Source organism: Neobacillus sp. Fa239, from assembly GCF_055395235.1.
On sequence record NZ_AP041612.1, the window covers coordinates 361,295 to 387,093 of the forward strand.

Below are 25,799 nucleotides of genomic sequence, written 5' to 3' on the forward strand. Positions count from 1 at the left end.
CAGTATGGAACCAAGCGTTCCCATAGATATAAGTGAAGATGTTAACATCAATCATGATACGTTGCGAGACATTTTTCGTAACTGCGCTGATATGGTATTTCGCCCGTTGAAACTATCAAATCACTCGGACATTTTGCTCGTATATCTAGAAGAACTGACTGACTCGAACAAATTGGAACAAATTATTTCGGCATGTATGATTAGTCGTGATTTTGACCGACTGGAACAGTATAAAATTGTAGTTCGCTTATCAGAAATTGTAGCAAAAGTTCTGAAGGGCAGTACAGCCATCTTTCTAGATGGTAAGCCTTATGCTTACTTAGCAGATCTGACTACTTTCCAACAACGCTCGATCACTGAACCTTCAAACGAAGCATCGATCCGCGGCCCACGTGAAGGATTCACCGAAGACCTAAAAACAAACTTAAGTATGATTCGAAGAAAAATAAGTCATTCGAAACTAAAGATTGAAAGCCATCAAGCTGGCGAGTTGACCAATACAGAATTTGTCGTTGTATATATCGAAGATAAGGTCAATCCCGAATTACTTCAAGAAGTTACACGAAGACTTCATTCTTTCCGCACTAATCAACTGTTGGATTCCGGCTATATAGAAGAATTTATTGAGGACAAGACTTTATCCCTATTCCCTCAAATCCAAAATACAGAACGTCCGGACACCGTTTCAGCGAGTTTGTTGGCAGGAAGAGTAGCCATTATCGTTGACGGCTCTCCAAACGCATTGTTGTTGCCAATGACATTTTGGTCAGGTTTTCAAGCAGCGGAAGACCATTATGAACGCTTTGTATACGTATCCGCAGTCAGACTCTTGCGACTATTGCTGGCAATTTTATCTTGCTTGCTTCCTTCCCTCTATGTTGCGCTAACGACGTTCCATCCTCAGATGATCCCGCTAGCTCTCATGCTAAGTATTGCAGCTTCTAGAGAAGGTATTCCGTTTCCGACCGTAATTGAAACTTTGTTGATGGAACTTATGTTCGAAGGATTGAGGGAAGCCGGCCTTCGATTACCTAAAGCGATCGGGTCAGCTGTGAGTATCGTAGGCGCATTGGTTATTGGGGAAGCAGCCGTCCAAGCTGGATTTATATCTGCTCCTATTGTAATGATTGTTGCAGGTACTGGTATTGCTTCATTCGCTTTTCCCAACTATAGTCTGGCTTTGCCTTTTCGCATTCTGCGGTTCCCTTTGCTGATACTAGGGGGATTCCTTGGGATGTACGGAGTTGCGATCGGGCTTATTTTTATCATGATCCACCTTGTGACACTTAAGTCGTTCGGCATACCATATTTAAAACCGGTTGCTCCTATTGGACCAAATTTCTGGAAGGACACGCTGATAAGAATGAATAAACGGTTCATATCGGCGCAACAAAAACAATGAAGAAAATTGGCTGTTCAGTCATTTGTTTAGTGCTGGTGTTGCTGCTTACTGGATGTTGGGACAGGAATGAAATAAACGATTACGCTTTTTGGATAGGATCTGCCCTTGATTTATCGGAAAGCGGCAAACTTGAAAAAAGCGCTCAAATCGCAATTCCCGGCGAAATGAATATCTCCAAAGGAGGCGGGGGAAAAGGGCAAAAGGCGAATATCGTGCTAACTGCAACTGGATCTTCTATCTTAGATTTGGAGCAAAAAATTCAAGACAAGTCTCCCCGCAAAATATTTCTTGGCCATCGCAGGGCCATTTTTATTGGAGAAAAGATGGCACGTAAGGGGCTAACCGATGTTATGGATCAATTTGCGCGAAATACTGATACTCGAATGCGGACAGATATTTTTGTAGTAGATAACGGAAAAGGAAAGGATGTTTTAACTATCAACAGTCCGTTCAATCCATTCTCCGCGATCGCAGCCGTTGATCAGGACCGATTTAGTCGATTAGGAGACATTGCCTTACGGGATGTCTTACTCGATGTTGGAAGAGATGGCATTCGGCCTGCCATGCCGATGATCAAAATCTCTCCAAAAAATAAGGAAGAGAAACACGAAACCTTCGATGTTAGATCCGTTGCTATATTTAATAAAAATTTACAAATGGTTGGAAAAGTAAGCGAGAGAGCATCTCTAGAATTGTTTTGGATAAAAGGGACTTTAAAGAATCGATTCGTAACTGAAGAAACAGGGCAAGGTAGTATATCTATGTATGAATCCAACTTAAAAAAATCCATTCGCACGGAAATTAAAAACAATAAACTGAAAGCCCATTTGAAACTGGTGGGAACTGCGAGGGTGCTTGAAAATAATACGGATATTGACCTTTCAATATCCGCCGAACGCATCCGGTTAGAACGCAAAATTAATGAAATTAAAGAAAGGCATGTAGAAGCTGCAATAAAAAAAATTCAGCATCAGTATGGACAGGACGTGTTTGGATTCGGTGAAGAATTTCATAGAGAACATCCTTACTACTGGAAAAAAATTCGCAAGGAATGGGATCAAATATTCCCGACGCTTGAAGTATCGGTTGATGTCAAATTAAAAATTCAGAGTACAGGGGATATAGGAAAGCCAATCCCAGGGATAGGAGAAAGAAAATGAAAATTTCAACTTGGCAATTGTTTTGGCTATTTACGACGTTAGAAATTTCGATGAGTATTTGGCTGACTCTATCGCCAACGATTGAAATTGCTAAACAGGACGCGTGGATTTCCCTTACAGTTGCCGGTGTCATTGGACTAGTCGTGACACTGATTGTAGTTCGAGTCAGTCAGATGCATTCTTCCTATACGCTGGTGGAGTTTACACAAAGGATTTTTGGAAAGTGGTTTGGAAAACTAATAAGTGTGTTGTATATTTTGGTGTGGTTCTCGGTATCCGCCGATATATTAAGAATCTTTTCTTTTTTCATTAATCAAGTTCTATTTCACGATACGCCGATATGGATTATCGCGGCTCTTATGGTTGCAGCTATGATTTACATAAACTACGCAGGAAGCATCGAAGCTATTGCCCGCTTCAGTGAAATGGCCGGACCTTTACTTCTGGTTGGCATTGTCATTACCTTTGCATTAAATTTATCTAATATTCACCCGAATCTTCTTTTGCCTGTATACGCGGATTCTAGAGTAATAAACCTTTTAAAGGGATCACTGGCGAATGCATCCTTCCTAGGAGAGTCCATGATGATCATGATGTTAACGCCTTTTATTACCAACCCGCAAAAACTCCAAAAACCGACGTTATTTGCAATTGGCACTGCATCATTAATCGCAATTTTTACGGCGGTTATGGTTATTACAACATTTGGAACAAATATCAGCTCAACCTTAGTCTTTCCATATTTTAGTATGGTTCGATTTATTAATTATTTAGAATTTATTCAAAATCTGGATGTCTGGATCGTATTCATCTGGATTTTTAGCGTATTCGTAAAGTTGTCCATTTACTTGTTCATCAATAGCTATGGAACCGCACAATTGTTTGGTATCAAAAACTGGCGGGTAATGATTGGATTTGCTGCACCCGTCATTTTCACTATTTCCTTAGTACCTGCTAATGTTTTTGGAATGTTGGATTATACAAATTTTGTTTGGATTAAATTCATTTTCCCAATTTTCATGATCAGTTTTCCAATTATTTTTCTACTCGTTAGCTTTATTAGAGGACGATTATTGGTCAAACAGATGCAAAGGTAGTAATCATAGATATCGAGATGGAGTAACAACAGTTTCCTACATGATGGGTCCTGCTTATCAAACAAATAGAATTTTGTGGAATCCATTGTGGGAATATATTATCATGCTTATTTTTAATCGCCGCGATATAAAATTCGTATTTAAGCGAGAAAGAAAGGGAGCCGGTAAACGAAAAAATAATCTACAGGCACTAAAAAATCTATAACTCAAACTTAATTCGTCTAAAAAATCTTAAGATGTAAAGAGCAGTGTTAATGAGGCAATTATTACCCTTTTTTTATTTTTTCAAAGGAGCAAATTACATGGAAAATCTTTTTATCAATAGATTTTATATAAATGGAAATTGGATTGATACAGAAAAATATACGAATGTAGATAACCCTGCTACAAAAGAGGTTATTGGGACTGTTCCACAAGGAGATAGTCAACATGCCCAGTTGGCTGTAGATGCTGCATCAGCAGCTTTTAAATCATGGTCACAGAAATCAGCGTATGAACGAAGTGAATATATCTTAAAATGGCACCAGCTAATTGAAGTTAATAAAGAAGTGCTTGCACGAATTATGACAATGGAACAAGGGAAGCCTCTGAAAGAGGCATTAACAGAAATTAAATATTCTAATGATTATGTTAGGTGGTATGCAGAAGAAGCAAAACGAATATATGGTGATCTTATTCCTTCTTCTGATACAAACAAACAAATCTTTGTTAAAAAGGAACCGATTGGAGTAGTTGCTGCAATTACTCCATGGAACTTTCCAGCTGCCATGATAACTCGAAAATTAGCACCAGCTTTCGCTGCAGGATGCACCGTTGTTTTAAAACCTTCTAAAGATACCCCTTTTACAGCATTAAAATTAGTTGAGTTAGCTGAAAAGGCTGGATTTCCTAAAGGTGTTATCAATATCGTGACAGGAGATTCAAGAGAAATTGTAGGTGTTTGGCAAAATGATTCCCGAGTTCGTAAAATCACCTTTACAGGTTCAACTCCTGTTGGAAAAAAATTGATGAAAGATGCAGCCGACACCATGAAAAAAGTCTCATTAGAATTAGGTGGTCATGCACCATTTATCGTTACAAAACACGCTGACATTAATAAAGCAATAGAAGGAGCCATTCATTCTAAATTCCGAAACGGTGGACAAGCATGTGTGGCAACAAACCGATTCTATGTTCAAGAAGAGGTAGCGGAGGAATTCACAAAAACATTTGTTGAACGTACTTCTCAACTCGTAGTTGGTAATGGGCTAGAGGAAAAGGTAGACATAGGTCCACTTATTAATGAGTCTGCACTTTTAAAAGTAATAGAGCATATAGAAGATGCTGTTAAAAAAAGTGGTAAAGTTCTTACTGGTGGTAAAAGAATTATGGAAGAACAAGGTTTTTATTTAGAACCTACGGTTATTAACGCTATCACTGATGATATGCTTTGTATGGTGGAAGAAACTTTTGGACCTGTAGCTCCAATTGCTACATTTAAAGAGTTAGACGAAGTAATTGAGCGAGCCAACAATAGTCCTTTTGGTCTTGCAGCGTATGTGTTCACTGAAAACATTAACGAAGCAATCTTACTAACAGGTAGATTGGATTATGGAGTAGTAGGATTAAATACTGGAGTACCTTCTACTGCAGAAGCTCCTTTTGGAGGATACAAAGAAAGTGGTTTAGGAAGAGAAGGCGGAAAATATGGAATTGAAGACTATCTAGAAACTAAATATATTTCATTAGGGTTATAGAGATCATTTGATTATTTTTCATCATTTACACGGATGTTTTAATTTGATTTGTTAGGTAAAAAAGAGAATAGACAAAGCTGCCCTAGAAAACGATCAATTATTTGGAGATGAAAAGGAATGAGTAATAAATTATTTTCACAGTTTGAACTGAAATCTTTAAAATTGAAGAACCGGGCTGTTATGGCTCCGATGTGCCAATACTCGGTTACTGAAAAGGACGGGAAGCCTAACGAGTGGCATTATGTTCATTACATCAGCCGAGCCATCGGTGGCACAGGTCTAATCATAATGGAAATGACTGATATAGATCCTGATGGAAGAATTACGGACTATGACCTTGGTTTATGGTCAGATGATCAAATTCCCGCCTTTTCAAGAATTATTGACCAGGTCCATGCCTATGGTACAAAAATAGGCATACAGATTGCCCATGCCGGACGAAAAGCAGAGGATGCTGCTAATCCAGTTGCCCCCTCGGCTATAAAATTCCCTGATGAAGGCTATAAAACTCCACGTGCTTTATCCACTGTGGAAGTAAAGGAAATGGTTCAGTTGTTTGTTGATACAGCAAGAAGGGCAGTGAAAGCTGGGGTAGACATGATTGAAATTCATGCTGCTCACGGGTATTTGATCCATCAGTTCCAATCACCGCTTACGAATAAACGTGATGATCAATACGGCGGGGATCTTTCCCTTTTTGGAAGAGAGGTTATCCAAGCTGTTAAAAAGGAAATCCCATCTGACATGCCCTTATCTGTCCGTATAACAGCTGTAGAATACGCTGATGGAGGCTACGATTTAGATCATGCCATTATGCTAAGTAAAGCCTATAAAGAAGCAGGTGCTGATATTCTTCATATTAGTAGCGGTGGTGAAGGAATTCCAGGTGAAAGAAAGCCAGGAAATTACCCAGGCTACCAGGTGCCTTTTGCCCGTAAAATTCGTGAGGAGGTCGGCATTCCGGTAATTGCAGTAGGAATGCTCGAAAAACCTGCAGTAGCGGAGGCAGTGATTGGGAATGGAGATGCAGACTTGGTGGCAATTGCCCGTGGAATGCTAGTGGATCCATATTGGTCAACCCATGCAGCTATTGAATTACGTAGCAAGCAGTTAAATGTACCGAAACAATATGAACGAGGTTATCATATAAAAAGATAGCGTAATGCAGGACCTGCGTTATTTTTAGTAAGCTACGAATCATCGTATGTTAACGGTGCAAGTCTCATTGTAGATGGTGCATTGGCAGTCAGTTATTATCCGGATTTAAGTAAATTCTTATAAATTGATTTTGTACAATATAATATACCTCTAGAGGAAGTACGCAGCGGTAGAAGAGTGGGAAATGAAATTGAACAGGAACTGTTTTATTATGGGGAAATCAAAAATTTATTAGAAGTATAAAATCATATGGATATTTTAAAAGGAGAAAATATTTGTTTTCTTCTTTTTTTTGTTTTATTTATAGATTTTTAATAAGTTTCCCATAAATATAGACTGATTCGGCCAGAGAGTTTAAGCAAATTTCCGATTTTCATCGGAGAAACTAGAAATTTTAAAAATTTTTTATTTATGAATTTACAGGATGTTACAGGTGATTAAGTGTTTTAGTGGAACAGGCTTTGGATAAAAGAATAGAACACACTCGAACTAAACAGAAAACAGCAACGGTTTCGCTGCTGTTAAATTAGTAATGTCTTAATCTCAATTTCGTTTCTTTAATAAATTTTGTCCAAATCCGGTCTTCTTTTGGCCATCCAAATGAGGATCGCACCTCATTAACACGCTTTTCTTCCAGAGGATGATATCCAAAATAAACAGTCATCAGTTCGATCATCTTCAACACTTTCTCTTCGTCTTCTTCAGTTGGTGATTCATCCTCAATCCAAATACAATAGTCATCAATAATGTGTTCCGGCAGGTTGTTTGTAGCAGTAAGAATAGAGCAAAGGAATTCAAACCAACATTCGGTTAAAAGGTAGGATTCAATACTTTTATCCCCGAATGACCAGCTAGCAATCCCCGCCTCATCGTCTGAAAATTCTACACCATAGCCTACTTCATCATCACAATCCCATAGTAGGTGAAGATTCGACTCGAAATCATCATCCTCGTCAACATAAGGAACACTCATACTGTCAATCACTTCTGCCATATAAAAACCACCTTTGTTATATTCGACAATCTATATTTGTAAAGAAAAAACAATTATCCTGCTTTATTAAAAGTAAACTTTTTACCAAATGTCCAGTTGCCTATTCCTTCCTTATCACTCAAAAATTCGACACCATACCAACGTCATCATCACAATCCCAAATTAAATGAAGATTGTCATCTCCGGCAGCAACACTGAAACTATATTTTACTTTTGCCATTACATAGCCCCATAATGTTTTTTTATTGACACCCAATAGTGAAAAACGATAGATAAAGAGGAAAAGAGAATATGAGAAAAAGCACGCAGCTCCGCCTGCTAAAAACCACGTATACCAATGGGTGATTAACAGTCAATAGTTTCTTTGGTACTGTAAATGGTCTTGTGTTCCGTAATTGTGTTTGCGAAGATTGCTTTTCAAAGAATACACATTAATAGGATAAGTAAGCGGACCGCCAATCACATTTTTCTATTGGACAATGTATTGGCGGCGTAGCAAAAACGGTCTGCTTTATTCTTAAATAAGCTATTGATTCTGTGGAACGAAATCCATATCCTTCGTATCCAGTTTATAAAAGAAACCGTCGTATCCTCTTATGTATGCAGAAAAAGGAGGCGTGTCAATAAAGCCTAAAACAGAATCATCGATGTCCAAGATTTCAGAAAGAGAAACTAATTCAAAATTTTCCCTTTCTTTATTAAACTCAGTATCTTCATAGCCGCTTAAAACGACCCATCCAGATTCTCGCCCCTTTTGGTGTATTTGCCGGCTTAAACGGTTTATAGTTCTCCTTTTCAGAACATCTTTGCTAACCATAACCAGCAAGAAGTTAAAATATTGCCATTGAAGCAATTCGCCATCAACAAATTCAGTATGACAAATATGTTCCGCACCAAAAGAAATCTTTTGGCCTATTACCAAGCATTTTATTTTTTTCGGCTGGTTTATAAGAGTTCCAGTAATAAGGTTCCACTTTCTCTTTGTTATCACCACCCACAATTCTTCACAGCAGTATCCCTCTTCTACAGAGTCGGTGAAAAAATTCAATTTGACCCGATCACCTTTTTTTAATTCGCGGATCACCAACTCACTGGGAACAAAAGTGGTGTAGGGCTTTTTTTCCTTCAATTTAACAAGATTCACTAGTTTAAAGCTCATTTTATCCCTCCAGTAGTCAATTGGAACTGTTAATAAAATTTTCGCTTCATTATAAATGATGAATACCGATATTCAACGGAGAAACTAGAGAAATTTTAAAAATTTTTTATTTGTGAATTTACAGGATGTTTCATAGGATTAACTGTTTTAGTGGAACAGGCTTTGGATAAAAGAGTAGAAAAACCCGAACTAAATAGAAAACAGCAACGGTTTCGCTGCTGCTAAATTAGTAATGTCTTAATCTCATTTCGTTTCTTTAATATATTTTGTCCAACTCCGTACTTCTTTTTGCCTTCCGAATGAAGATCGCAACTCATTAACACGTTTTCATCTAAAGAATAGTAACCAAAATGATCGGTCATTAATTGGATCATCTTTAACACTTTATCTTCGACTTCTTTAGTTGGAGATTCATCCTCAATCCAAATACAATAGTCATCAATAAGGTGATCCGGCAAGTTGTATGTTGCTGTAAGAATAGAGCAAAGGAATTCAAACCAACCTTCGGCTAAAAGGTAGGATTCAATGCTTTTATCACCGAATGACCAGCTAGCAATTCCCGCCTCACCGTCTGAAAATTCTACACCATAGCCTACTTCATCATCACAATCCCAAATTAAATGTAGATTCGTATCTTCAGCAGTAACACTGATACAATCCTTTACTTTTGGCATTACCTAGCCCACAAATGAATAAGAGAAAAAAAGAGAAAACAAGGAAATACTTGCTGATTTTGCTCTGTATGAATAGCTAAATTAGGTCAAGATATAAGGAGACTTATCACTTTAATATGTTTTTACGACTAGCAAAAAAGTCAATACCTTTTAAGGTACTGACTTTTTAACATTCATTATGTATTAAAATTAATTTTAAAAATTATTTTCCAGATACTGCGTCTTTAAGAGCTTTACCAGCCTTAAAAGCAGGAACTTTTTCTATCTCATTTTAATCTTATTTCCCGCACTTTTTTTATATTTATCTAAATTTCCTAAAACAAGAGTGAAAATTATTTTATATGTATTTGGTTGGATTGTTTTACTGGTTGTAATCGAATTGATTGGGTTGAAATATTTTCACTCAATTAAACATTATCATGGTTGGAATATTTGGTGGTCTTTATTATTTGAAGCAGTGATGTTCCCAATGTTACGACTACACTTTGTTAATTACAAATTAGCTTTACTGCTTAGTATACCGTGTACTTTTTTCATGTTGATTTGGTTTAATTACCTATGAAAAAACAAAGTAGATATTGAACTTACGGGTGCAAGAGTTGAATATCTGGCTGCCATTTTCGGCGGTCTTTTTGTTTATCCGTACTTATTGTCACTCATTTAATTCAAAATTTTATTTTCCTAAGGAATTTTTAATCAATGTAGATCGTATAATCGATAAGTGAAAGCATAAAAAAGGTGGGAACAATTCTATGTTTAAACCAAACCCAGCGAATACTGCAATTGTTATTACTGACCCTCAAAATGACTTTTTGTCTCCGGGCGGAAGAGGATATCATTTGACAAAGGCTAACATTAAACAGAATAATACTTTAGCCAACTTGGAACTACTGTTAGGCACTGCCCGTAGTAAAGGTTATCAACTCTTTGTTTCCCCACACTTCTTATATCCACATGACTATGATTGGCAGTTTACAGGGAACGAACAAGAGATGTTGATTAGTTTGCGTGTCTATCAGAAATTAAATCAATATAGTTCTCCAACTCCAGAAGCCGATTATGTTCCAACTTTAGCTCCGTATATCTGGGACAAAACAACCGTCATTGCAACACCTCACAAGGTGGCCAGCCCTCAGACAAATGATTTGGTCTATCAACTAAGGCAACGCAGAAAAGAACAGGTAATTTTGGCTGGGGTATTATCAAACGTATGTGTTGAATCGCATATGAGAGATTTAATCGAAAATGGCTTCAAGACAGCTGTTGTTTACGATGCAACTGCCACGATTAGTGAAAACGATTTTCATGCTGCTGTTACGAACTACCGAGCTTTCAGTAGTGCTACATGGACAACACGAGAAGCCATTTCAAATATGTAATGATACTCTTAAAAAGGCATACTAAAGGGAAGATTATTCTTTGTCTAATTGTAATGTTTCAGCCGTTAGGTGCTTTCAATAACGATATCCAATAAGTCTATTATAATTATGATATTAGTTCTTGAAGTATAAAGCTATTTTATTGGTTATATAACAAAAAAAGAAAGCAATGAGTATGTTAAACTTTAAATTTTCTTCTTCAATTAACGGGTGCGATACTTGAAGATGGGATTACTAAAAAAACACACTATTGAAGGCACTAAAGGAGTAATTAAATGTTTAGAACGATAAATTGGCGGATATTCATCGATGTCACCTCAAAAGAAAAGGCACAAAAAGTAATAAAGGGGTTATCTCAAGTAATTGGAGAATTGAACACCGTTAAATTGGGCTATATTGGAAGGATAAATCGAAGTACGAACTTGTTTGTGAAACCAAATTACTGATTGAAGAACCAGAAAAGGCAGTGTTTTATGTACTTCAATTAGTTAACCAACTTGGACGAGAAATAAATGTAACGGGTCCTCATACATACGATAATGGTCAGGTGGATTTCGAGGGTTTTTGTTCATCTCCTACATTTGTAGGGCTAAGTTGGATCCATTTTCATATCGATAATTCTGGATCCTAATTGAGCTAACTGGGTGCAAGAGTTCAATAAGGAGTTGCGGCGGCAACTCTTTTCTTATTGAACAAACGGAGCAGGATAGTTCAATATGCTGGATACTTTTACGCTGCTCTAACATAATGGCATATGTACTCACCTATATTTATTAATATCTTATTGTTGAAACTAATTTAACTTAGGAGGAATCTTCATGGGATACTTTGTTACTGTAGATAAGGGTGTGAATTTATATGTTGAAGATATTAACCCGAGTGGAAATAAGACTATTGTGTTTTTACATGGTTGGCCATTAAGCCACAAGCAGTTTGAATATCAGTTTAATATTCTTCCTGCTATGGGATACCGCTGTATTGGTATAGACTGGAGGGGCTTTGGCAATTCGGATAAACCAATGAGTGGCTATACATTTGACAGACTTGCAGATGATATCCGCAATGTAGTTAATACACTTCAATTAAACAATTTTACTCTCGTTGGTCACTCTACTGGTGGGGCTATCGCGATTCGATATATGTCTCGTCACAACGGTTTTGGGGTATCAAAGTTAATTCTTATTGATGCTGCTGCTCCGATTGGATTTACATCAGAAACGGCTAATGAATTTCTTACGGAAACCTTAAACGACCGTCCTAAGATGATGCAGAGAGTAACAGATACTTTTTTCTTTCAATATATAACTAAACCTTTTTCGGATTGGTTTTTACAAATGGGATTAGAAGCAGCAAGTTGGTCTACAGCTGCTATTATAATTACATTAAGAGATGAGAAGCTGCATGCAGATCTTCCAAAAATTAATGCCCCTACTTTAATCATTCACGGCATTCATGATAAAGTCATTCCATTCGCACAGGCTCACGAGCTAAACCAAAACATAAGAAATTCACAGCTAATTCCGTTTCAATATAGTGGTCATGGTCCATTTTGGGAAGAACGTGACAAGTTTAACCAGCTTTTAACACAATTTATTTAGGTGAAAATTTATACTTAATCTAATAACGGATGAAAGATTTAGCAATAATCTTGTACTTTTATGGGTAGTAAAATTATTGCTCTACTAAATAAGCTCAATTGATAGATCACCTATAGGGTGCTTATTTTGAAAAAGCAACTAATAAAACAATGGCATTTGCAACGCAGTACAAATCTTCTGTACATTCAAACAACATCTACTTGTACTAGCTTTGTGAAAAAATGTACTTAAAGAAAAGGGTGCGATTGTTCAATATGAGCAGTCGCTTTTCTTGTGCCGCTAAACAAACAGTTTACTACAAGAAGGATTTTCGTAAATTCAAAGAATCAATTCAAGAATTTGACAAAACTTCGTAAACATTTTATGAACAATGCACGTTCCCAATAATTAAAGTGGCAAGGAATAGTATTATTCACATGAATTGTCATATTTTAGGGAGAGGTGTCAAAATGAATCAAATTACTGATGTGAATATTGATTTGGAAAATGAATGGTAGATGAATACTTGTTTGAAAAATTTGCTGTAAGTCCAATTGATCCGGAGATTGGTATCCTTGTCGCTTCAAAAAAAGAAGTTGATCATTTTGTTGTCAAATAATATAAAATGAAGCAAGATGAAGCAAACCAATATTCAATGGATGGGGAGGTTGCAACTTTTCGTTTTATTTTTGTGAAACAGCAGCGTGAATTTATCGAACATCTGCCTAGGATGTCTTCTATTGATTTTATATTTCTCCTTAGCGCTTCTTCAGGGCAATCGCTAAATTAGAACGGATGGGGGTTGCTGCTGCAGCCTTCTTTTTTATTGAACTTACGAGTGCAGTTTAATGGAATAAGGAGTTTTACCATAACTAGGTTAATAACATAAAGGATTATCATATGGGGAATATAAATTTATTCGTTTTTTGAAGTATTTTAGCAGTATAATAGTATCGGTGTTTCTACAAATATTTACAAAAAGGGGGCAATTTATGAAGAAATTAACTTACTTATTAATGGCGTTTTTATTAGTTTTCCTTGCAGCTTGTTCATCAAATGAAACAACTAGCAATGAGGAAAATGCTAAAACAAAGAAAGTAGAGCAAAAAAAGGAACAGGGTGTAGCTGAGGCCAAAGCAAAGGCAGAAGCCAAAGCAAAGGCAGAAGCTAAAGCCAAAGCGAAAGGTGAAAGTGTAGTCAGTCCAAGCGTTACTTCCACTAGTACACCAACGATAACAAGTGTTAATGGTGACTTTGACTACAGTAAAAATACACTACTTGTCGTAGATGGCGGTGATATGTCAGGATATAGAAAGCCGAATGTCAGAGTGGATGCCGGGTTTGGCGACAGGAAATATTGGGCTTTTACAAATGAATACGGTCAGCTCATTCGTGTGGAGGCGAAAAAGATCACCCTTCAAAATCCGAATACGGAACATGTTTTGTCATCAGGTAGATATTACTCGGATGAAGCAAATGTTCCTGGTACAGAGAGTCCAACCTTGGATAAAGGGCATGTGATTGCTGACTCGCTTGGGGGAGTATCAAACGCATATAACATTACACCTCAGGACAGCATTCTCAATAGGCACGGCGATCAAGCTTATATGGAAAAAGTGATTCGAGATGCAGGAGGTTGTACTGATTTCGTAGCAGTGATTCAATATCCAAATACTCAGACGCAAATTCCTAACCATTATAAATTCACATACAAAATTCAGGGCAGATCCATTACAGATGAATTTGACAATGTAAACCCAGATAAAGTGAACAAAAATTCAGGGAAAACGACAGGTACGAGCAGTACGCCACCGAAAACAGCCAATGTACATGCAACCGGAACGGAAAATAGTAATGAAGATGTTAGTAAAGTGGATACCAATCATAACGGAAGAGTTACGATCGCTGAAGCAAAAGCTGCTGGCTTTAAAATGCCAATTACGCGAGATTCATGGCTCTATAAATACATGGATGATCGAGATGGTGATGGCTTAGTAGGTGAATAAGTGGGGTTATGCGGCGATCATATTTTCTTGTTGAGCTAACGAGGAGTTTAGTGTAATAAGGAAGACGGAACATCCAGTGTTAATATATAATTTTGATATTTCTTATTTGCAATTTCCACTTATAAATTTGAAATGGAGAATAACTAATATTTTGGAAATTAAAAAGAAACTGCAAACATACTTCATTTAAATTCGAAGCTAATTTTTCTGCTGACCCTATTTGGTGACGTATGTGGCTGTAATCTTGATATAGAGGAATTCCCTTTATCAGATAAATTACAAGAAGAACTATTTGAATGGGTAAGGGAATATGGTAAATGGATTGATTTAGAAACCGATTCATTAAAAGAAAATGGATTAATACTAGTGGAAAATCATAATAAAAAAGGGTTGCAATTATACCAAGAAGTAAAGAAACAGTTAGGAGAAAAATTTCCAATCGTATTTGTTCCATCCAAATCATATTGAAAAATAATTGAATTTCTTCTTCAACAAACGGGGGCAAGAGTTAAAGATTGGGATGGCTGCTGCGATCCCGTTTTAATTGCACTAACGAAGCAGGATATTACAATAAGAAGTACAAAAGGACCAAAAACTTGATCCTTTTTCTTTTTATCAAATTTTTCAATTGCTTCAAAACAAACTGGATTAAACTTTAACAATAAAACCAGTATCATTAATGATTACATCCACTATCTCTGCTGTATGTCTTAGAGTTGTATCAAACATAAATTGTTGATTGGAGGGGGTTGATTCCAGTTTGTTCAACAAAAACAACGAGCGTTCTATTGAATCATTATCTCCCCTCATATGAATACGTTCGATTAGTTTTTCTTTATCTGCTCTCAATACGATATATTTCAATGTTACTTGTAAATCAGATATATGTTTACAAAACCAGTCAAATTCATCTTCAACCACAAAGTCAATAACGACATTGAAGTCATTTTGAATAAAATTCCTGGTTAAAGTAAGTATATTCTCCCATGTTAGACTTAAGCGTTCCTCCCATGATGCTTCTGATCCGTATTCAAACATATGTAGAATAGAGTCACCTTCAAGAAGAACACAATTTTTAACATTCTGGGCAAGTTTTTTTGAAGTTGTTGATTTTCCAACCCCTACTGGACCTGAAACAAGATAAACTATGTTTTTTTTGTTTTCAGCTGTCAATAGTAAACACCCTTCCTATACCAATTATTGAATTACAAACAGCATATCATATTTCCCGTATCATTATTATATTACTTCTTTAGAAGGTCGTTTTTCCTTGTTAAACTCAAGAGTAGCTTATGCGAAAGATCCATGCTGCCAATATAATGGCGGCTTTTCTTATTAAAGTAACGAGTGCAGTTTAGTTCGATAAGGATTTAGATTATAATTTGTATATTATCTGAGGAATGGAGATGGTTTGGTGGAGCTTAATGATTTAATCAATTTCCTCAATAAATTAGAGAACAATAATATATTTTATAAGCTAAATAAAGTTAGAAATGATGCTATTATGGTTGAAATTGCAGTTCCAGGACAACGTTGGGAAATTGAATTTATGGCGGACGGAACAATAGAGATTGAAAAGTTTATTGGTGATGGTAATTTTTATGATGGTCAAGAGATAGAAGTATTGTTCAGGGATTTCTCTGATTAAACATTTCTTTAAACTAATTGTTATATTGAGGAAGGAATTATACTTATGTGGGACCCTTTTATGGAAATTGAGAAAATAAATAAGTTCGTTAAGGAATTACCAGAGAGAGATGCAAGGTTACTTCTTAGCCATATTTTAAAAAGAATACATTTTTTAAACAAGCAGATGTTTTCTGATGAGCAGTTTATTCAAGATATGAAAAGAGCATACAAGGCTGTTTTGGAGATTACTGAACAGCAGCAAAATACAATAGAAGGACCCATCAAGGTTGTTCATATTCTGTTCGGAGATTCTGCTGCGGGATGTTTTAGACAAGCACTCAAGGAAATGGGTGCTGATTATAAGGATGAAAAGGTCATTTGTGTTCGACAAATGTTCTCTATCGGTCCTATCTGGAAGTTTAATGAAGAAGTTGGAAAACAGGCCAGGTATAAATGGATGCAAGATAACTTGGCTGATGAGGATGGAGAGTTTGATGAATTCAAGGAAAATTTCAATAGAATTGTTAACCGAATTCTGTCTATTAAAGAAGATATACCAATTTATTTGTGGGCTGCTGAAAATGCTGAAGAGGAGACGGGACTTCGTTTTGTCGTGGATGTCTTAAAGGAAAAAAATAATGATATTTTCGTTATGAACACAACAAAGGGATTTAATGAATTATTTAATAAGGGGAAACGGAAATATTCACTTGCTCATACAGGTGAATTATCTCCAGATAATCTCCAAGCAATTTACCAAAAACAACGAGAGGACCAATCTCCTCTAACCCAACAAGAACTGGAACAATATGAAAAGAAATGGCTTTCTCTCACTGAAAATAATGAAACATTAAGAATTTGGAAAAACGGAACAGTACAAAGTGTTCCTGAAGACTATTTTGACGAGCTTATTATAAATAGAGCGAAAAAACTCCACGGTAAACGTAAAATAAAAGATTTTTTTAAAGCGGCACGATTAATTGGCGATGTCCTTGGACACATACATTTAGACCAATATATAAGTGATACCTATATAAACTATCGGTTGAAGAAGATGATTGAAAATGGAATCTTTGAAATGGAAGGCAGTCTTGAGGCAATGAGATTATACAGTGTCCGTTTGAAACAATAATGGTATTTGGAATGGGATTAGAACTGAAAGATTGTGAAAAATTGTTCTTAAACAAACGGGTGCTTGAGTAAAACAAAAAGTCATATCGGCTCTTTTTCTTGTTCTACCGTTTCAAGATTGTTGATATGGGATGGAAATCTCTTTGGGTTAAATGGTAAAGTTGATTTTGTAACAATATTATTTGTTTAGATTTGGATCCTTTTTACATAATAGGACATTATCTACCCAAGGAGGATTTGTTTTGAATACTGATTTACTAAAGGAAGCTGAGGAATTTATCCGAACTTGTTATAGAGAATTAAATAAAACAGAGCAGGAACTAGAAAATAGATTGAATGAATTGAATGAACAGATACGGACTAGAGGTTTTTATGAACACACGAACCTAGAGCTTGAATATGGGGCAAAAATGGCTTGGCGTAATAGTAATCGTTGTATAGGAAGATTATTTTGGGATCAACTAAACGTGGTCGATAAGAGAAACCTAAAAACAGAAGAAGAAATTATCGAAGCTTTATTTGAACACATCGAATATGCAACGAATAAGGGTCGAATACGCCCTACCATCACCATTTTTTCACAAAAAGCTTCGAATCAAAAAGTCCGTATTTGGAATCACCAATTAATTCGCTATGCAGGTTACAAAACGGAACAAGGTGTTTTAGGTGATCCAGACTCCATTTCATTTACCGAGACCTGTATAGATTTGGGGTGGGAACCGAAGTTTGGAAATTTCGATATTTTACCCTTAGTCGTTCAAATAAATGATTATCATCCAAAAGTAGCCGAGATTCCAGAAAGACTACTTCTCGAAGTCCCAATTCGCCATCCTCATTACAAATGGTTTAACGATTTAAATTTGAAATGGTATGCAGTACCGATGATTTCGGATATGATTTTAGAAATTGGCGGCATTACGTATACCGCTGCTCCTTTTAATGGCTGGTATATGGGGACTGAGATAGGAGCGCGAAACTTTGCAGATGAATCGAGGTATAATATGCTCCCTCGAATTGGAGATTTAATGGGTCTGGATATTAAAAGCAATATTTCCTTATGGAAGGATAGGGCACTTTTAGAATTAAATACAGCAGTTTTACATTCCTTTAAGGAGGATGGAGTTAGTATTGTAGACCATCATACGGCTGCACAACAATTTAAAAAATTTGAAGAAAAAGAAAGGGCAAGTGAAAGGTCTATTACAGGCGACTGGACGTGGCTTATTCCACCCTTAGCACCAGCTGCAACACATATTTTCCACAAACCATATAATAATGTTATTAGAAAACCCAATTATTTTTATCAACCTAAACCATATTAATTTTTTAGTATAGTTCTCAAAAATGTTAGTTTTTATAATTTAATACTCTGGTTTTTAAATGGTGCTTATTAACTAACAGTTTAGGATGCTTAAATAAGGCATCCACTCTTCCTTGTTCGATCAACGAGTTAGTTTGTGAAATACTGTACTTAAACAAACGGGGGCATTACTGGAACAGCGGTAATGCTTTTTCTTATTGAAGTAACGGGCAGCATTCCTGTAATGAAGAAATATGAGGTTTGAATATAAAAAAGCCCCTTGGTAAGATATGAGTGTCCAAAGCTTGGCGGCAAAAAGGACACAAACATAATACCAGGAGGCTATTTAAATGAATTATAACCAAAATGAAAAGATTGCTCAAATTACTTCTCAAACATTAATTATAGGTGTCGATATTGCTAAATACAAGCATGTGGCAAGAGCTCAAGACTTTAGAGGTTTAGAATTTTCAGCACCGTTTTACTTTGAAAATACAAAATCTAGCTTTAATAACTTTTTAGAGTGGATTAAAACGTTAATGATCCAAAACAAAATGGAAAAAGTGATCGTAGGAATGGAGCCGACAGGTCATTATTGGCTTAATTTAGCTCACTTCCTTAAGGAACAAACAATCAAGTTTGTAGTCGTAAATCCGATGCACGTAAAGAAAAGCAAGGAGTTAGATGATAACTCTCCAACTAAAAATGATGTTAAGGATGCAAGAGTTATTGCACAATTGGTCAAAGACGGGAGATATGCTGAACCTAATATTCCACAAGGAGTATATGCAGAACTTCGAGTGGCTCGAAAAATTCGTGATCTCTTATCAGTTGATCTTCAAGCAGTTCAAGGACAAATCCATAATTGGATAGACCGCTACTTTCCAGAATTCCTTACGGTATTTAAAGATTGGGAGGGTAAGGCTGCAATTCAACTATTAAAACTTAATTTATTGCCACATGAATTAGTGAATCTCTCAGAACAAGATATACTTCAACACCTTCGAAAAACTGTTAAACGTGCAGTGGGACTCAGTAAAATAAAAGAACTAAAGCAAGTGGCAGTGGATTCAATTGGCATTCGTGAAGGTTCGGATATGGCTAAATTAGAGCTAAGCACGTTAATAGACAAATATGAACTTATAAAGGAAAAGTTCGAAGAACTGGAGTCTAACATAGATAAACTTCTTGAACAAATTCCAGGCGTTGAACAAATGTTGGCGATTAAGGGAATAGGCAAAGATACGATTGCAGGCTTTTATTCGGAGGTAGGGGACCTAGGCAACTACACCCACCCTAGGCAGATTATCAAATTGGCTGGGTTGAGCCTAAAGGAAAATACATCTGGAAAGCACAAAGGACAAACCAAGATAACAAAGAGAGGAAGGAAGACTTTAAGAGCTCTCCTCTTTCGGGTTGCCATGCCTTTGGTCGCTAAGAATACAGCTTTTAAAGCATTACATGAGTATTTTACAAAACGTCCAAATAATCCTTTAAAAAAGATGCAATCGCTGATTGCAATATGTAACAAGCTTATACGAATTTTGTTTACCATTGGTACAAAACAATGTGATTTTAGTGAATAACGTATGTTAAGGGACATTCCTCATATGGCAGTATTACAGGTAGCAGCTTAATTTCTCTTTTATTCGAAATTATTTAGTAGGTTAATTGTTTTTAACATTTGAAGCACGGATTAGTCAGTAAAACAACTAAAGTACGGGCAAGGACCCTGTCGGGCAGCATGACTGACATCCACCTCATGGAAAGGTTGGACGAAGGAATTTTGGAGCAAAGACTCTGTGAGAAATGGGAGGGTTGACCTCCATGAGAAATGTGGAGATCCACCAGTGCGACCATACTTTACCTATATATCCACCTTTTGGATAAGGTTGGTTTGGTAGCTATTAATTGTTTTTTCACTTTGCCTCCAAAATTATCCTTTAGTACACAACTCTTCCAATATTCAAATGAATTTAAAAACAGACTACTGCGTAATTCAGAGAAAACAAGAGAAATCGAGAGATTTTCCTTTCTATATAGAGGGAGTTTAGTTTAAGTGTAATGATTCACAATCAGCATTTTTTCTTGTTAGGTACTACAATTTTCCTCCTCTCAAATGGACCCCCACAATTAGGCAGGGGATGGCATAGTGAACTTTTTAATTAAATTACTTCGTAGGCAGCATCAAGAATAATTTATTAATATTTTCCAAAAAGGGTAAACTACTAAAAATTATTGACCGTTGATAGAACAGAACTTTTACCGCTGCATTAAAAGAGGGGGATTTGGTTGATCCAAAAGGTGACCGCTGAATTTGGTGCGGAGGGGGCAGGAAAATTAAAAGGTTCCTGCAAATGAAGAATGGAAATACTATCACTTGGCATCCATGTAAGCACAAGCCTTTTGAATGTAAAAGGTGTCGGTATCAGGCTACTGTTACAGTGTGAACTGTGATGAAAAAAAGAACGGACTTAACTAAGTGGTGCCTAGCCATTTATTTAATTTTTCATGAAAAACGTGGTGTATTTGTGACAAGGATTTCCGAAGAGCTTGAAGTCACATAAAAAACAGCTTGACTCATGCTTCATAAAGTCCGTCAAGCTATGAGAAAACGTCATGCATACTACGCCTTAGTTGGCTGCATTAGAGAACACAATAATCCAATTTTTCAAATGTGGCTATTTAAATACGAACGGAATAGGACTAATACACAAAATGCACAGTCCCCTTAAAAGTAATTGTTCCATTTCAACATACATCCCTTCTCTTCCGTACATAAATGTATTGATAGTATGCACAATATCAAAAAAACTATTTACAAAGTAAGCGTCAAAAAATCCCCACTTGTTCAGATGGGGATTCCAGTATTGTTTAGATAACTTGTTAAAAACAATGCAAGTGATTGGTAATGTTGTTGACCAAGGGAGTGGTGGACCGAAAGCGCGGATATTAGTTTGGAAATGATTCTTTCAGCAATCAGCCAGATCCTGTTTCATTCGTTAAAAATGTTAATCCATAACAAAGAAGCATGAGTAAATAGATTCCAGATACCAGTCCAATCCAGTGAAGGCTGATCCAGATAAATCCGCCGGCCCAGCCAATGATACTGGAACCCAGATAATAGAACAACAAATAAAGGGAGGAAGCGGTGGCCTTCCGATTCGCTGGAGCTGCCACTCCTACCCATCCACTTGCAATCGTGTGCCCGGCGAAAAAACCAAAAGCAAATACGGCGATTCCCAGGATTTTCAGCCACAAATTCGAAATAAGAGTCAGCGATGCGCCAACTACAAAAATTAGACAAGCCAGTCCCATCAATTTTTTACGTGAATGATGGTCAGCCAATTTTCCAAACATGGTCGAACTCCACATGCCGTCCAAGTTTACAATAAATAAAAAACCAAGAGCGGTTTGGCTTAAATGGTAGGGTGCTTTGGTTAACGGATAACCAATATAGTTAAACAACATGATATACGAACCCATAACCAAAAACCCCATTGTGTAAATGGGAAACAGCCGCTTACTGCCAAGTACCGCAGCTAATGCTGTCAGATACTTGGTGAAAGGTGTTTTTTCCGTTTCGAAATTCCGCGAACGTGGTAAATAATACCAAAAATATAAACTGCATAGAAAACAAGCGAAGCCCAAGACAAAAAAGGCGATTTGCCATGAAAATAAATCAGTCAATGGACCAATCGCTACACGCCCGACAAATCCGCCCACAGCTGTTCCCGCAACATACGCTCCCATCGTACCGCCAATGCTTAACGGAGAAATTTCTTCATTTAAATAAGCAATTGCAATGGCGGGAAAACCTGATACACTAATCCCTTCTAACAGTCGAATAAATAGAAAAAACCCAAAGCTGTAACTGAAAGCCGAAATAATCGCAAGGACTGATGTTACAAACAAAGAAATGGCCATGATTCGCTTCCGGCCGATTCTCCTTGATAAAAATGGAATGAACAATAAGCTTGCTGCAAGGGCAAGTGTCGGCAGCGAAATGGATGCGCTTGCGGTTGCAGGAGATACTCCGTATTGCTTCGAAAAAACATTAATTAACGGCTGCGGTGCATACAAAACGGCAAAGGTAACAATGCTACCAAGAAGCATAGATATTAACACGCGCTGGTAAGCTTTATCTTTTTTCTCTATGAACTCCATAGTTCTCAATTCCCTTCTTAAGTCCATTAATACTTTAGAACATAACTGAGAAAAAGTCAAAGTACCAAACGGTCTGGCACCATACTATATTGATTCAGGGTGTTCATAGAGCTTCATTTGGAGAATAGAGGTCATCAATTAACCATGGAAGAAGTTGAATCCGCCGCAAAATGGTATAAAAAGCTTTAAAAAAATAAAAATATCTTCAAGATTGGGATATAAACTGAGCAGAATGAAATAATAAGGTAGGTGTTTATAATGGGGTTTTTATCCAAATTGTTGGAAATTCTTCTTATAAGGAGACAGGAACAATGACAAATGTAAAATTAGCAGTAATCTATTACAGTATGGGTGGAACAAATCACCAATTATCACAATGGGCTGCAGAAGGAGCGAAAGAAGCGGGGGCTGAAGTAAAAATTCTAAAAGTTCCTGAACTTGCACCACAATCAGTTATTGAAGGAAATCCAGGTTGGAAAGCACATGTAGAAGCAACAAAGGATGTTCCAAAGGTTAAATTAGAAGACCTAGAATGGGCAGATGCCATTATTTTCAGTGTACCTACTCGTTTTGGTAACATGCCTGCACAAATGAAACAATTCCTAGATACAACTGGAGGACTTTGGTTTAATGGAAAGCTAGTAAATAAGGTTGTAAGTGCCATGTCCTCCGCTCAAAATCCGCACGGTGGTCAAGAGGCAACTATTTTATCACTATATACAACTATGTATCATTGGGGTGCAATCGTTGTAGCACCTGGTTATACAGACCCTGTAACCTATGGAGCTGGTGGTAACCCATATGGAACAAGCGTTACTGTTGGTCAAGATGGAAAAATGATTGAGGATGTCCAAGCAGCTGTAAAACATCAAGCAAAGCGTACTGTAACAGTTGCTGAATGGGTAAAAAAAAGCAAATCAATAAGTTAGAAAAACTAATCGGAAATTTTCCCGATTAGTTTTTTTGTGGAATAAATTTTTTTTAATCAGATTGTAAAGAAATGTGCTTAAAGTGAGGGGTGCAAGAGTTAAAGGTCGGAGCTGCCATATTGGCGGCTTTTTCTTATTCGACAAGGTGGCAGGATAGTTTAACAATAGAAAAAGTTTAGGAGGATTACCCAAATGGTACAATCCTCTTAGATTTCTCATGATTTAAATAGCGCAGATACATAACAATTATTTAGCCGGAATACCTAATAATTCTGGTATGGTTACTAGCTTAAAGCCCTCGTTTTTTAGCTCCTCAATAATTATTGGAAGGGCATTTACTGTTCCCGATAAGTCCCCGCCAGCTCCAGTTCCAGAATGTTGTAATACAATTGAACCAGCGTGCACATGTGTTAGAACATTGGTTGCTACTTGTTCAGCCTTTAAACCTTTCCAATCTAGGGAATCCACATTCCAATTCACAATGGTTTTTTTTTTAGTCACCAACCATTGGACTTGTCTCTCGGTGACATTTCCATATGGTGGTCTGACAATATTTGGAGTATATCCAGTGAAATTCTCAATAATCCTATCCGTCCTAATAATTTGTTCATGGAATGCATCGTCCTTTAGTTTCGGAAGATTCGCGTGGTTATACGTATGATTACCGAGTACATGTCCATCAGCTACTATCCGTTTTACTATATCGGGATAGGCTTCAACCCTCCATCCAACTACAAAAAACGTCGCTTTGACCCCATTTTTCTTTAAAATAGCTAGTATTTTGGGAGTAAAGTTTACGTCCGGTGCATCGTCAAAAGTCAAAGCGATTTCACGTTTTGTACTAGGTCCATTCGTTAAAATGCCCCTGTGGTATTTATTTTGTATATTCGCTAAAGAAAGAGAATGAGGTTTACGAACGTTTTGTTCCTGATCTGTTAAATTAAGTGTTAATGATACGGTCTCTGCTTTTAATTGTTCAGAAAAGATATATGAATTTGATCTTGGTGTTTTTTGGATTTTTATTTGTGAACAACCAGAACCTATGCACAAGACTAAAAAAAATGGAAAAAGCCAAAGAAGTTTCATGGTTATATACATCCTTTATTTAATATTTATTCAACTGTGTAGATAGGTTTTGTTATTCCGGACCGATTATTCTAGTTTCACGTAAAATACACGAAATTGTAGCATCAATGCATTAATCTTAAATTTCATTAAAGGACACATTCTGGTTTTTAAAGGAACTAACAGTGTGGGATGTCTTAAATAAGGCATCTACTCTTCCTTGTTCGATTAAAGAGTTAGATTGTGAAATACTGTACTTAAAGTAACGGGTGCTTGAGTTGAATATCCAAGGTCATTTTGGTAAAAGGGCGAAGTAAAGGAGGTTTTTAAAATTGAGAAAATTGAAGTATGAAGAAAAGCAAAGCCAAAACTTTTCAGCTGAATTAAGTGAAAATGTGGATACCTCCTTAAGTTGGGAAGATATTACCAAGAAAAGAATTGAACGATATGAAAAAATATTAAGAGTTACCAAACATTCGGTAAAACGCAAAAAAATATTGCAACATTTGAACTGGTTAAAGACCGTGATTAAAGTAGTAAAGTGAACTAAAGTTACGTCGTTCTGTCTATTATATGAACTAGATGAAGAGGTTTCTAACTCAACTACCATGGAAAAACAGGTTGAAATTCCATCTTCTGTGGTGCAGCCATGCTGCATGGGTGGCTAACGGGTGCGTTTGTGAAATTGGAAAGACACTTATTCTAACGGAAATTTCAATAAGGATGGTAGGTATGAAGAATGCAGTGGAGCAAGATAAAAACAAGAGCAGAGAGCTTCATTTGTGATTCCCTTAAGGATAGAATCGAATTTTTTAGTACCTGGTATAGAAACTCAGGTAATGACAAAATTGGACGAGCAACCATTTTGTTGGATAAAAAAGAAATCTTTGAGGCTGATACTTGGAAAAAAATATTTAATCAAAGTCAATTCGAAAGATTAGATTTACATAAAATGCTCAAAGAATATCCTCGGTTGTCGATAAATGAAGCTATTCAAAATGAAAATCCTATCATCCGTGGACTAGCTATGATTGATAGGCGATTAGGGAAAAGAAGATTACAAAATATCCAAATGAAAGAAAATGAACACGAATTTGTAAAATTTATGTTCAATCTCCGATACGAATCACAGTTAATAAAGCAATTTGATATAGAGGAATCTTGTTGAACTAACTGGTGCGATACGTCAAGAAGAAAGTCGCTTTGTTTCTTTTTGAAAAAGAAACATTGTGAAAT

The 25,799-nt window shown here is 36.6% G+C and carries 22 protein-coding genes; 16 read left to right on the plus strand and 6 right to left on the minus strand.

The features are described 5' to 3' along the window. Positions 1-106 precede the first annotated feature (106 nt). From ACZ5XR_RS30115 to ACZ5XR_RS30135, 5 genes are all read left to right on the plus strand, one after another. Complete coding sequence (locus ACZ5XR_RS30115; RefSeq protein ID WP_464502600.1) at positions 107-1,402, plus strand: spore germination protein; 1,296 nt, start codon at positions 107-109, stop codon at positions 1,400-1,402. Next, a complete protein-coding gene (locus ACZ5XR_RS30120) occupies positions 1,399-2,562 on the plus strand; it encodes a Ger(x)C family spore germination protein (RefSeq protein ID WP_464502601.1) in 1,164 nt (387 codons plus the stop codon). The genes ACZ5XR_RS30115 and ACZ5XR_RS30120 overlap by 4 nt, the downstream gene beginning before the upstream one ends. Further along, positions 2,559-3,659: a GerAB/ArcD/ProY family transporter gene (locus ACZ5XR_RS30125; RefSeq protein WP_464502602.1), complete on the plus strand. Its 1,101-nt coding sequence runs from the start codon at positions 2,559-2,561 to the stop codon at positions 3,657-3,659. The genes ACZ5XR_RS30120 and ACZ5XR_RS30125 overlap by 4 nt, the downstream gene beginning before the upstream one ends. 302 nt (positions 3,660-3,961) lie before the next feature. Next, a complete protein-coding gene (locus tag ACZ5XR_RS30130; RefSeq protein ID WP_464502603.1) occupies positions 3,962-5,395 on the plus strand; it encodes an NAD-dependent succinate-semialdehyde dehydrogenase in 1,434 nt (477 codons plus the stop codon). 117 nt (positions 5,396-5,512) lie between these two features. Further along, positions 5,513-6,553 carry an NADH:flavin oxidoreductase/NADH oxidase gene (locus ACZ5XR_RS30135; protein ID WP_464502604.1) on the plus strand — a complete coding sequence of 347 codons (1,041 nt, stop codon included), beginning with the start codon at positions 5,513-5,515 and terminating at the stop codon, positions 6,551-6,553. A gap of 526 nt (positions 6,554-7,079) precedes the next feature. Here ACZ5XR_RS30135 and ACZ5XR_RS30140 read toward each other — a convergent pair. The 3 genes from ACZ5XR_RS30140 to ACZ5XR_RS30150 all read right to left on the minus strand — a co-directional run bounded on the left by ACZ5XR_RS30140 (position 7,080) and on the right by ACZ5XR_RS30150 (position 9,380). Next, the gene (locus ACZ5XR_RS30140; RefSeq protein ID WP_464502605.1) at positions 7,080-7,547 is read right to left on the minus strand and encodes a hypothetical protein; all 468 of its coding nucleotides are present in this window, start codon (positions 7,545-7,547) and stop codon (positions 7,080-7,082) included. A 526-nt stretch (positions 7,548-8,073) separates the two neighbouring features. After that, positions 8,074-8,706 (minus strand): immunity protein Imm33 domain-containing protein, encoded by a 633-nt coding sequence (locus ACZ5XR_RS30145; RefSeq protein ID WP_464502606.1) that lies wholly within the window; start codon positions 8,704-8,706, stop codon positions 8,074-8,076. 221 nt (positions 8,707-8,927) lie between these two features. After that, positions 8,928-9,380: a hypothetical protein gene (locus ACZ5XR_RS30150; protein ID WP_464502607.1), complete on the minus strand. Its 453-nt coding sequence runs from the start codon at positions 9,378-9,380 to the stop codon at positions 8,928-8,930. A 752-nt stretch (positions 9,381-10,132) separates the two neighbouring features. Between ACZ5XR_RS30150 and ACZ5XR_RS30155 the strand changes: the two genes are divergently transcribed. From ACZ5XR_RS30155 to ACZ5XR_RS30170, 4 genes are all read left to right on the plus strand, one after another. Beyond that, a complete protein-coding gene (locus tag ACZ5XR_RS30155; RefSeq protein ID WP_464502608.1) occupies positions 10,133-10,759 on the plus strand; it encodes a cysteine hydrolase family protein in 627 nt (208 codons plus the stop codon). A 275-nt stretch (positions 10,760-11,034) separates the two neighbouring features. After that, positions 11,035-11,205: a hypothetical protein gene (locus ACZ5XR_RS30160; RefSeq protein WP_464502609.1), complete on the plus strand. Its 171-nt coding sequence runs from the start codon at positions 11,035-11,037 to the stop codon at positions 11,203-11,205. Positions 11,206-11,577: 372 nt separating this feature from the next. Beyond that, positions 11,578-12,357: an alpha/beta fold hydrolase gene (locus tag ACZ5XR_RS30165; RefSeq protein WP_464502610.1), complete on the plus strand. Its 780-nt coding sequence runs from the start codon at positions 11,578-11,580 to the stop codon at positions 12,355-12,357. A gap of 971 nt (positions 12,358-13,328) precedes the next feature. Next, positions 13,329-14,342 carry a DNA/RNA non-specific endonuclease gene (locus ACZ5XR_RS30170; protein ID WP_464502611.1) on the plus strand — a complete coding sequence of 338 codons (1,014 nt, stop codon included), beginning with the start codon at positions 13,329-13,331 and terminating at the stop codon, positions 14,340-14,342. Positions 14,343-14,990: 648 nt separating this feature from the next. On the opposite strand, the gene ACZ5XR_RS30175 is transcribed toward ACZ5XR_RS30170, so the two are convergent. Further along, the gene (locus tag ACZ5XR_RS30175; RefSeq protein ID WP_464502612.1) at positions 14,991-15,515 is read right to left on the minus strand and encodes a P-loop nucleotide/nucleoside kinase family protein; all 525 of its coding nucleotides are present in this window, start codon (positions 15,513-15,515) and stop codon (positions 14,991-14,993) included. 241 nt (positions 15,516-15,756) lie between these two features. Here ACZ5XR_RS30175 and ACZ5XR_RS30180 point away from each other — a divergent pair, with 241 nt between their 5' ends. From ACZ5XR_RS30180 to ACZ5XR_RS30195, 4 genes are all read left to right on the plus strand, one after another. Beyond that, the gene (locus tag ACZ5XR_RS30180; RefSeq protein WP_464502613.1) at positions 15,757-15,990 is read left to right on the plus strand and encodes a hypothetical protein; all 234 of its coding nucleotides are present in this window, start codon (positions 15,757-15,759) and stop codon (positions 15,988-15,990) included. Between the two features lie 60 nt (positions 15,991-16,050). Continuing rightward, on the plus strand, positions 16,051-17,103 hold the full coding sequence (locus ACZ5XR_RS30185) for a DUF1835 domain-containing protein (RefSeq protein WP_464502614.1): 1,053 nt from the start codon (positions 16,051-16,053) through the stop codon (positions 17,101-17,103). 241 nt (positions 17,104-17,344) lie between these two features. Then, the gene (locus ACZ5XR_RS30190; protein ID WP_464502615.1) at positions 17,345-18,424 is read left to right on the plus strand and encodes a nitric oxide synthase oxygenase; all 1,080 of its coding nucleotides are present in this window, start codon (positions 17,345-17,347) and stop codon (positions 18,422-18,424) included. Between the two features lie 328 nt (positions 18,425-18,752). Next, entirely contained in the window at positions 18,753-19,988 is a 1,236-nt protein-coding gene (locus tag ACZ5XR_RS30195; RefSeq protein WP_464502616.1) for an IS110 family RNA-guided transposase, read from the plus strand. A gap of 1,393 nt (positions 19,989-21,381) precedes the next feature. Here ACZ5XR_RS30195 and ACZ5XR_RS30200 read toward each other — a convergent pair. Beyond that, positions 21,382-22,569 carry an MFS transporter gene (locus ACZ5XR_RS30200; RefSeq protein WP_464502617.1) on the minus strand — a complete coding sequence of 396 codons (1,188 nt, stop codon included), beginning with the start codon at positions 22,567-22,569 and terminating at the stop codon, positions 21,382-21,384. 311 nt (positions 22,570-22,880) lie between these two features. On the opposite strand from ACZ5XR_RS30200, the gene wrbA reads away from it, so the two are divergent. Further along, positions 22,881-23,498, plus strand: a complete 618-nt coding sequence (gene wrbA / locus ACZ5XR_RS30205; protein WP_464502618.1) for an NAD(P)H:quinone oxidoreductase — start codon at positions 22,881-22,883, stop codon at positions 23,496-23,498. A 246-nt stretch (positions 23,499-23,744) separates the two neighbouring features. Here the strand turns inward: wrbA and ACZ5XR_RS30210 are convergent, their stop codons facing one another. Next, the gene (locus tag ACZ5XR_RS30210) at positions 23,745-24,584 is read right to left on the minus strand and encodes a polysaccharide deacetylase family protein (RefSeq protein WP_464502619.1); all 840 of its coding nucleotides are present in this window, start codon (positions 24,582-24,584) and stop codon (positions 23,745-23,747) included. Positions 24,585-24,895: 311 nt separating this feature from the next. Here ACZ5XR_RS30210 and ACZ5XR_RS30215 point away from each other — a divergent pair, with 311 nt between their 5' ends. Beyond that, positions 24,896-25,108 carry a hypothetical protein gene (locus tag ACZ5XR_RS30215; RefSeq protein ID WP_464502620.1) on the plus strand — a complete coding sequence of 71 codons (213 nt, stop codon included), beginning with the start codon at positions 24,896-24,898 and terminating at the stop codon, positions 25,106-25,108. Between the two features lie 194 nt (positions 25,109-25,302). Beyond that, positions 25,303-25,731, plus strand: a complete 429-nt coding sequence (locus ACZ5XR_RS30220) for an SF0329 family protein (protein WP_464502621.1) — start codon at positions 25,303-25,305, stop codon at positions 25,729-25,731. The last annotated feature ends 68 nt before the right edge of the window (positions 25,732-25,799 follow it).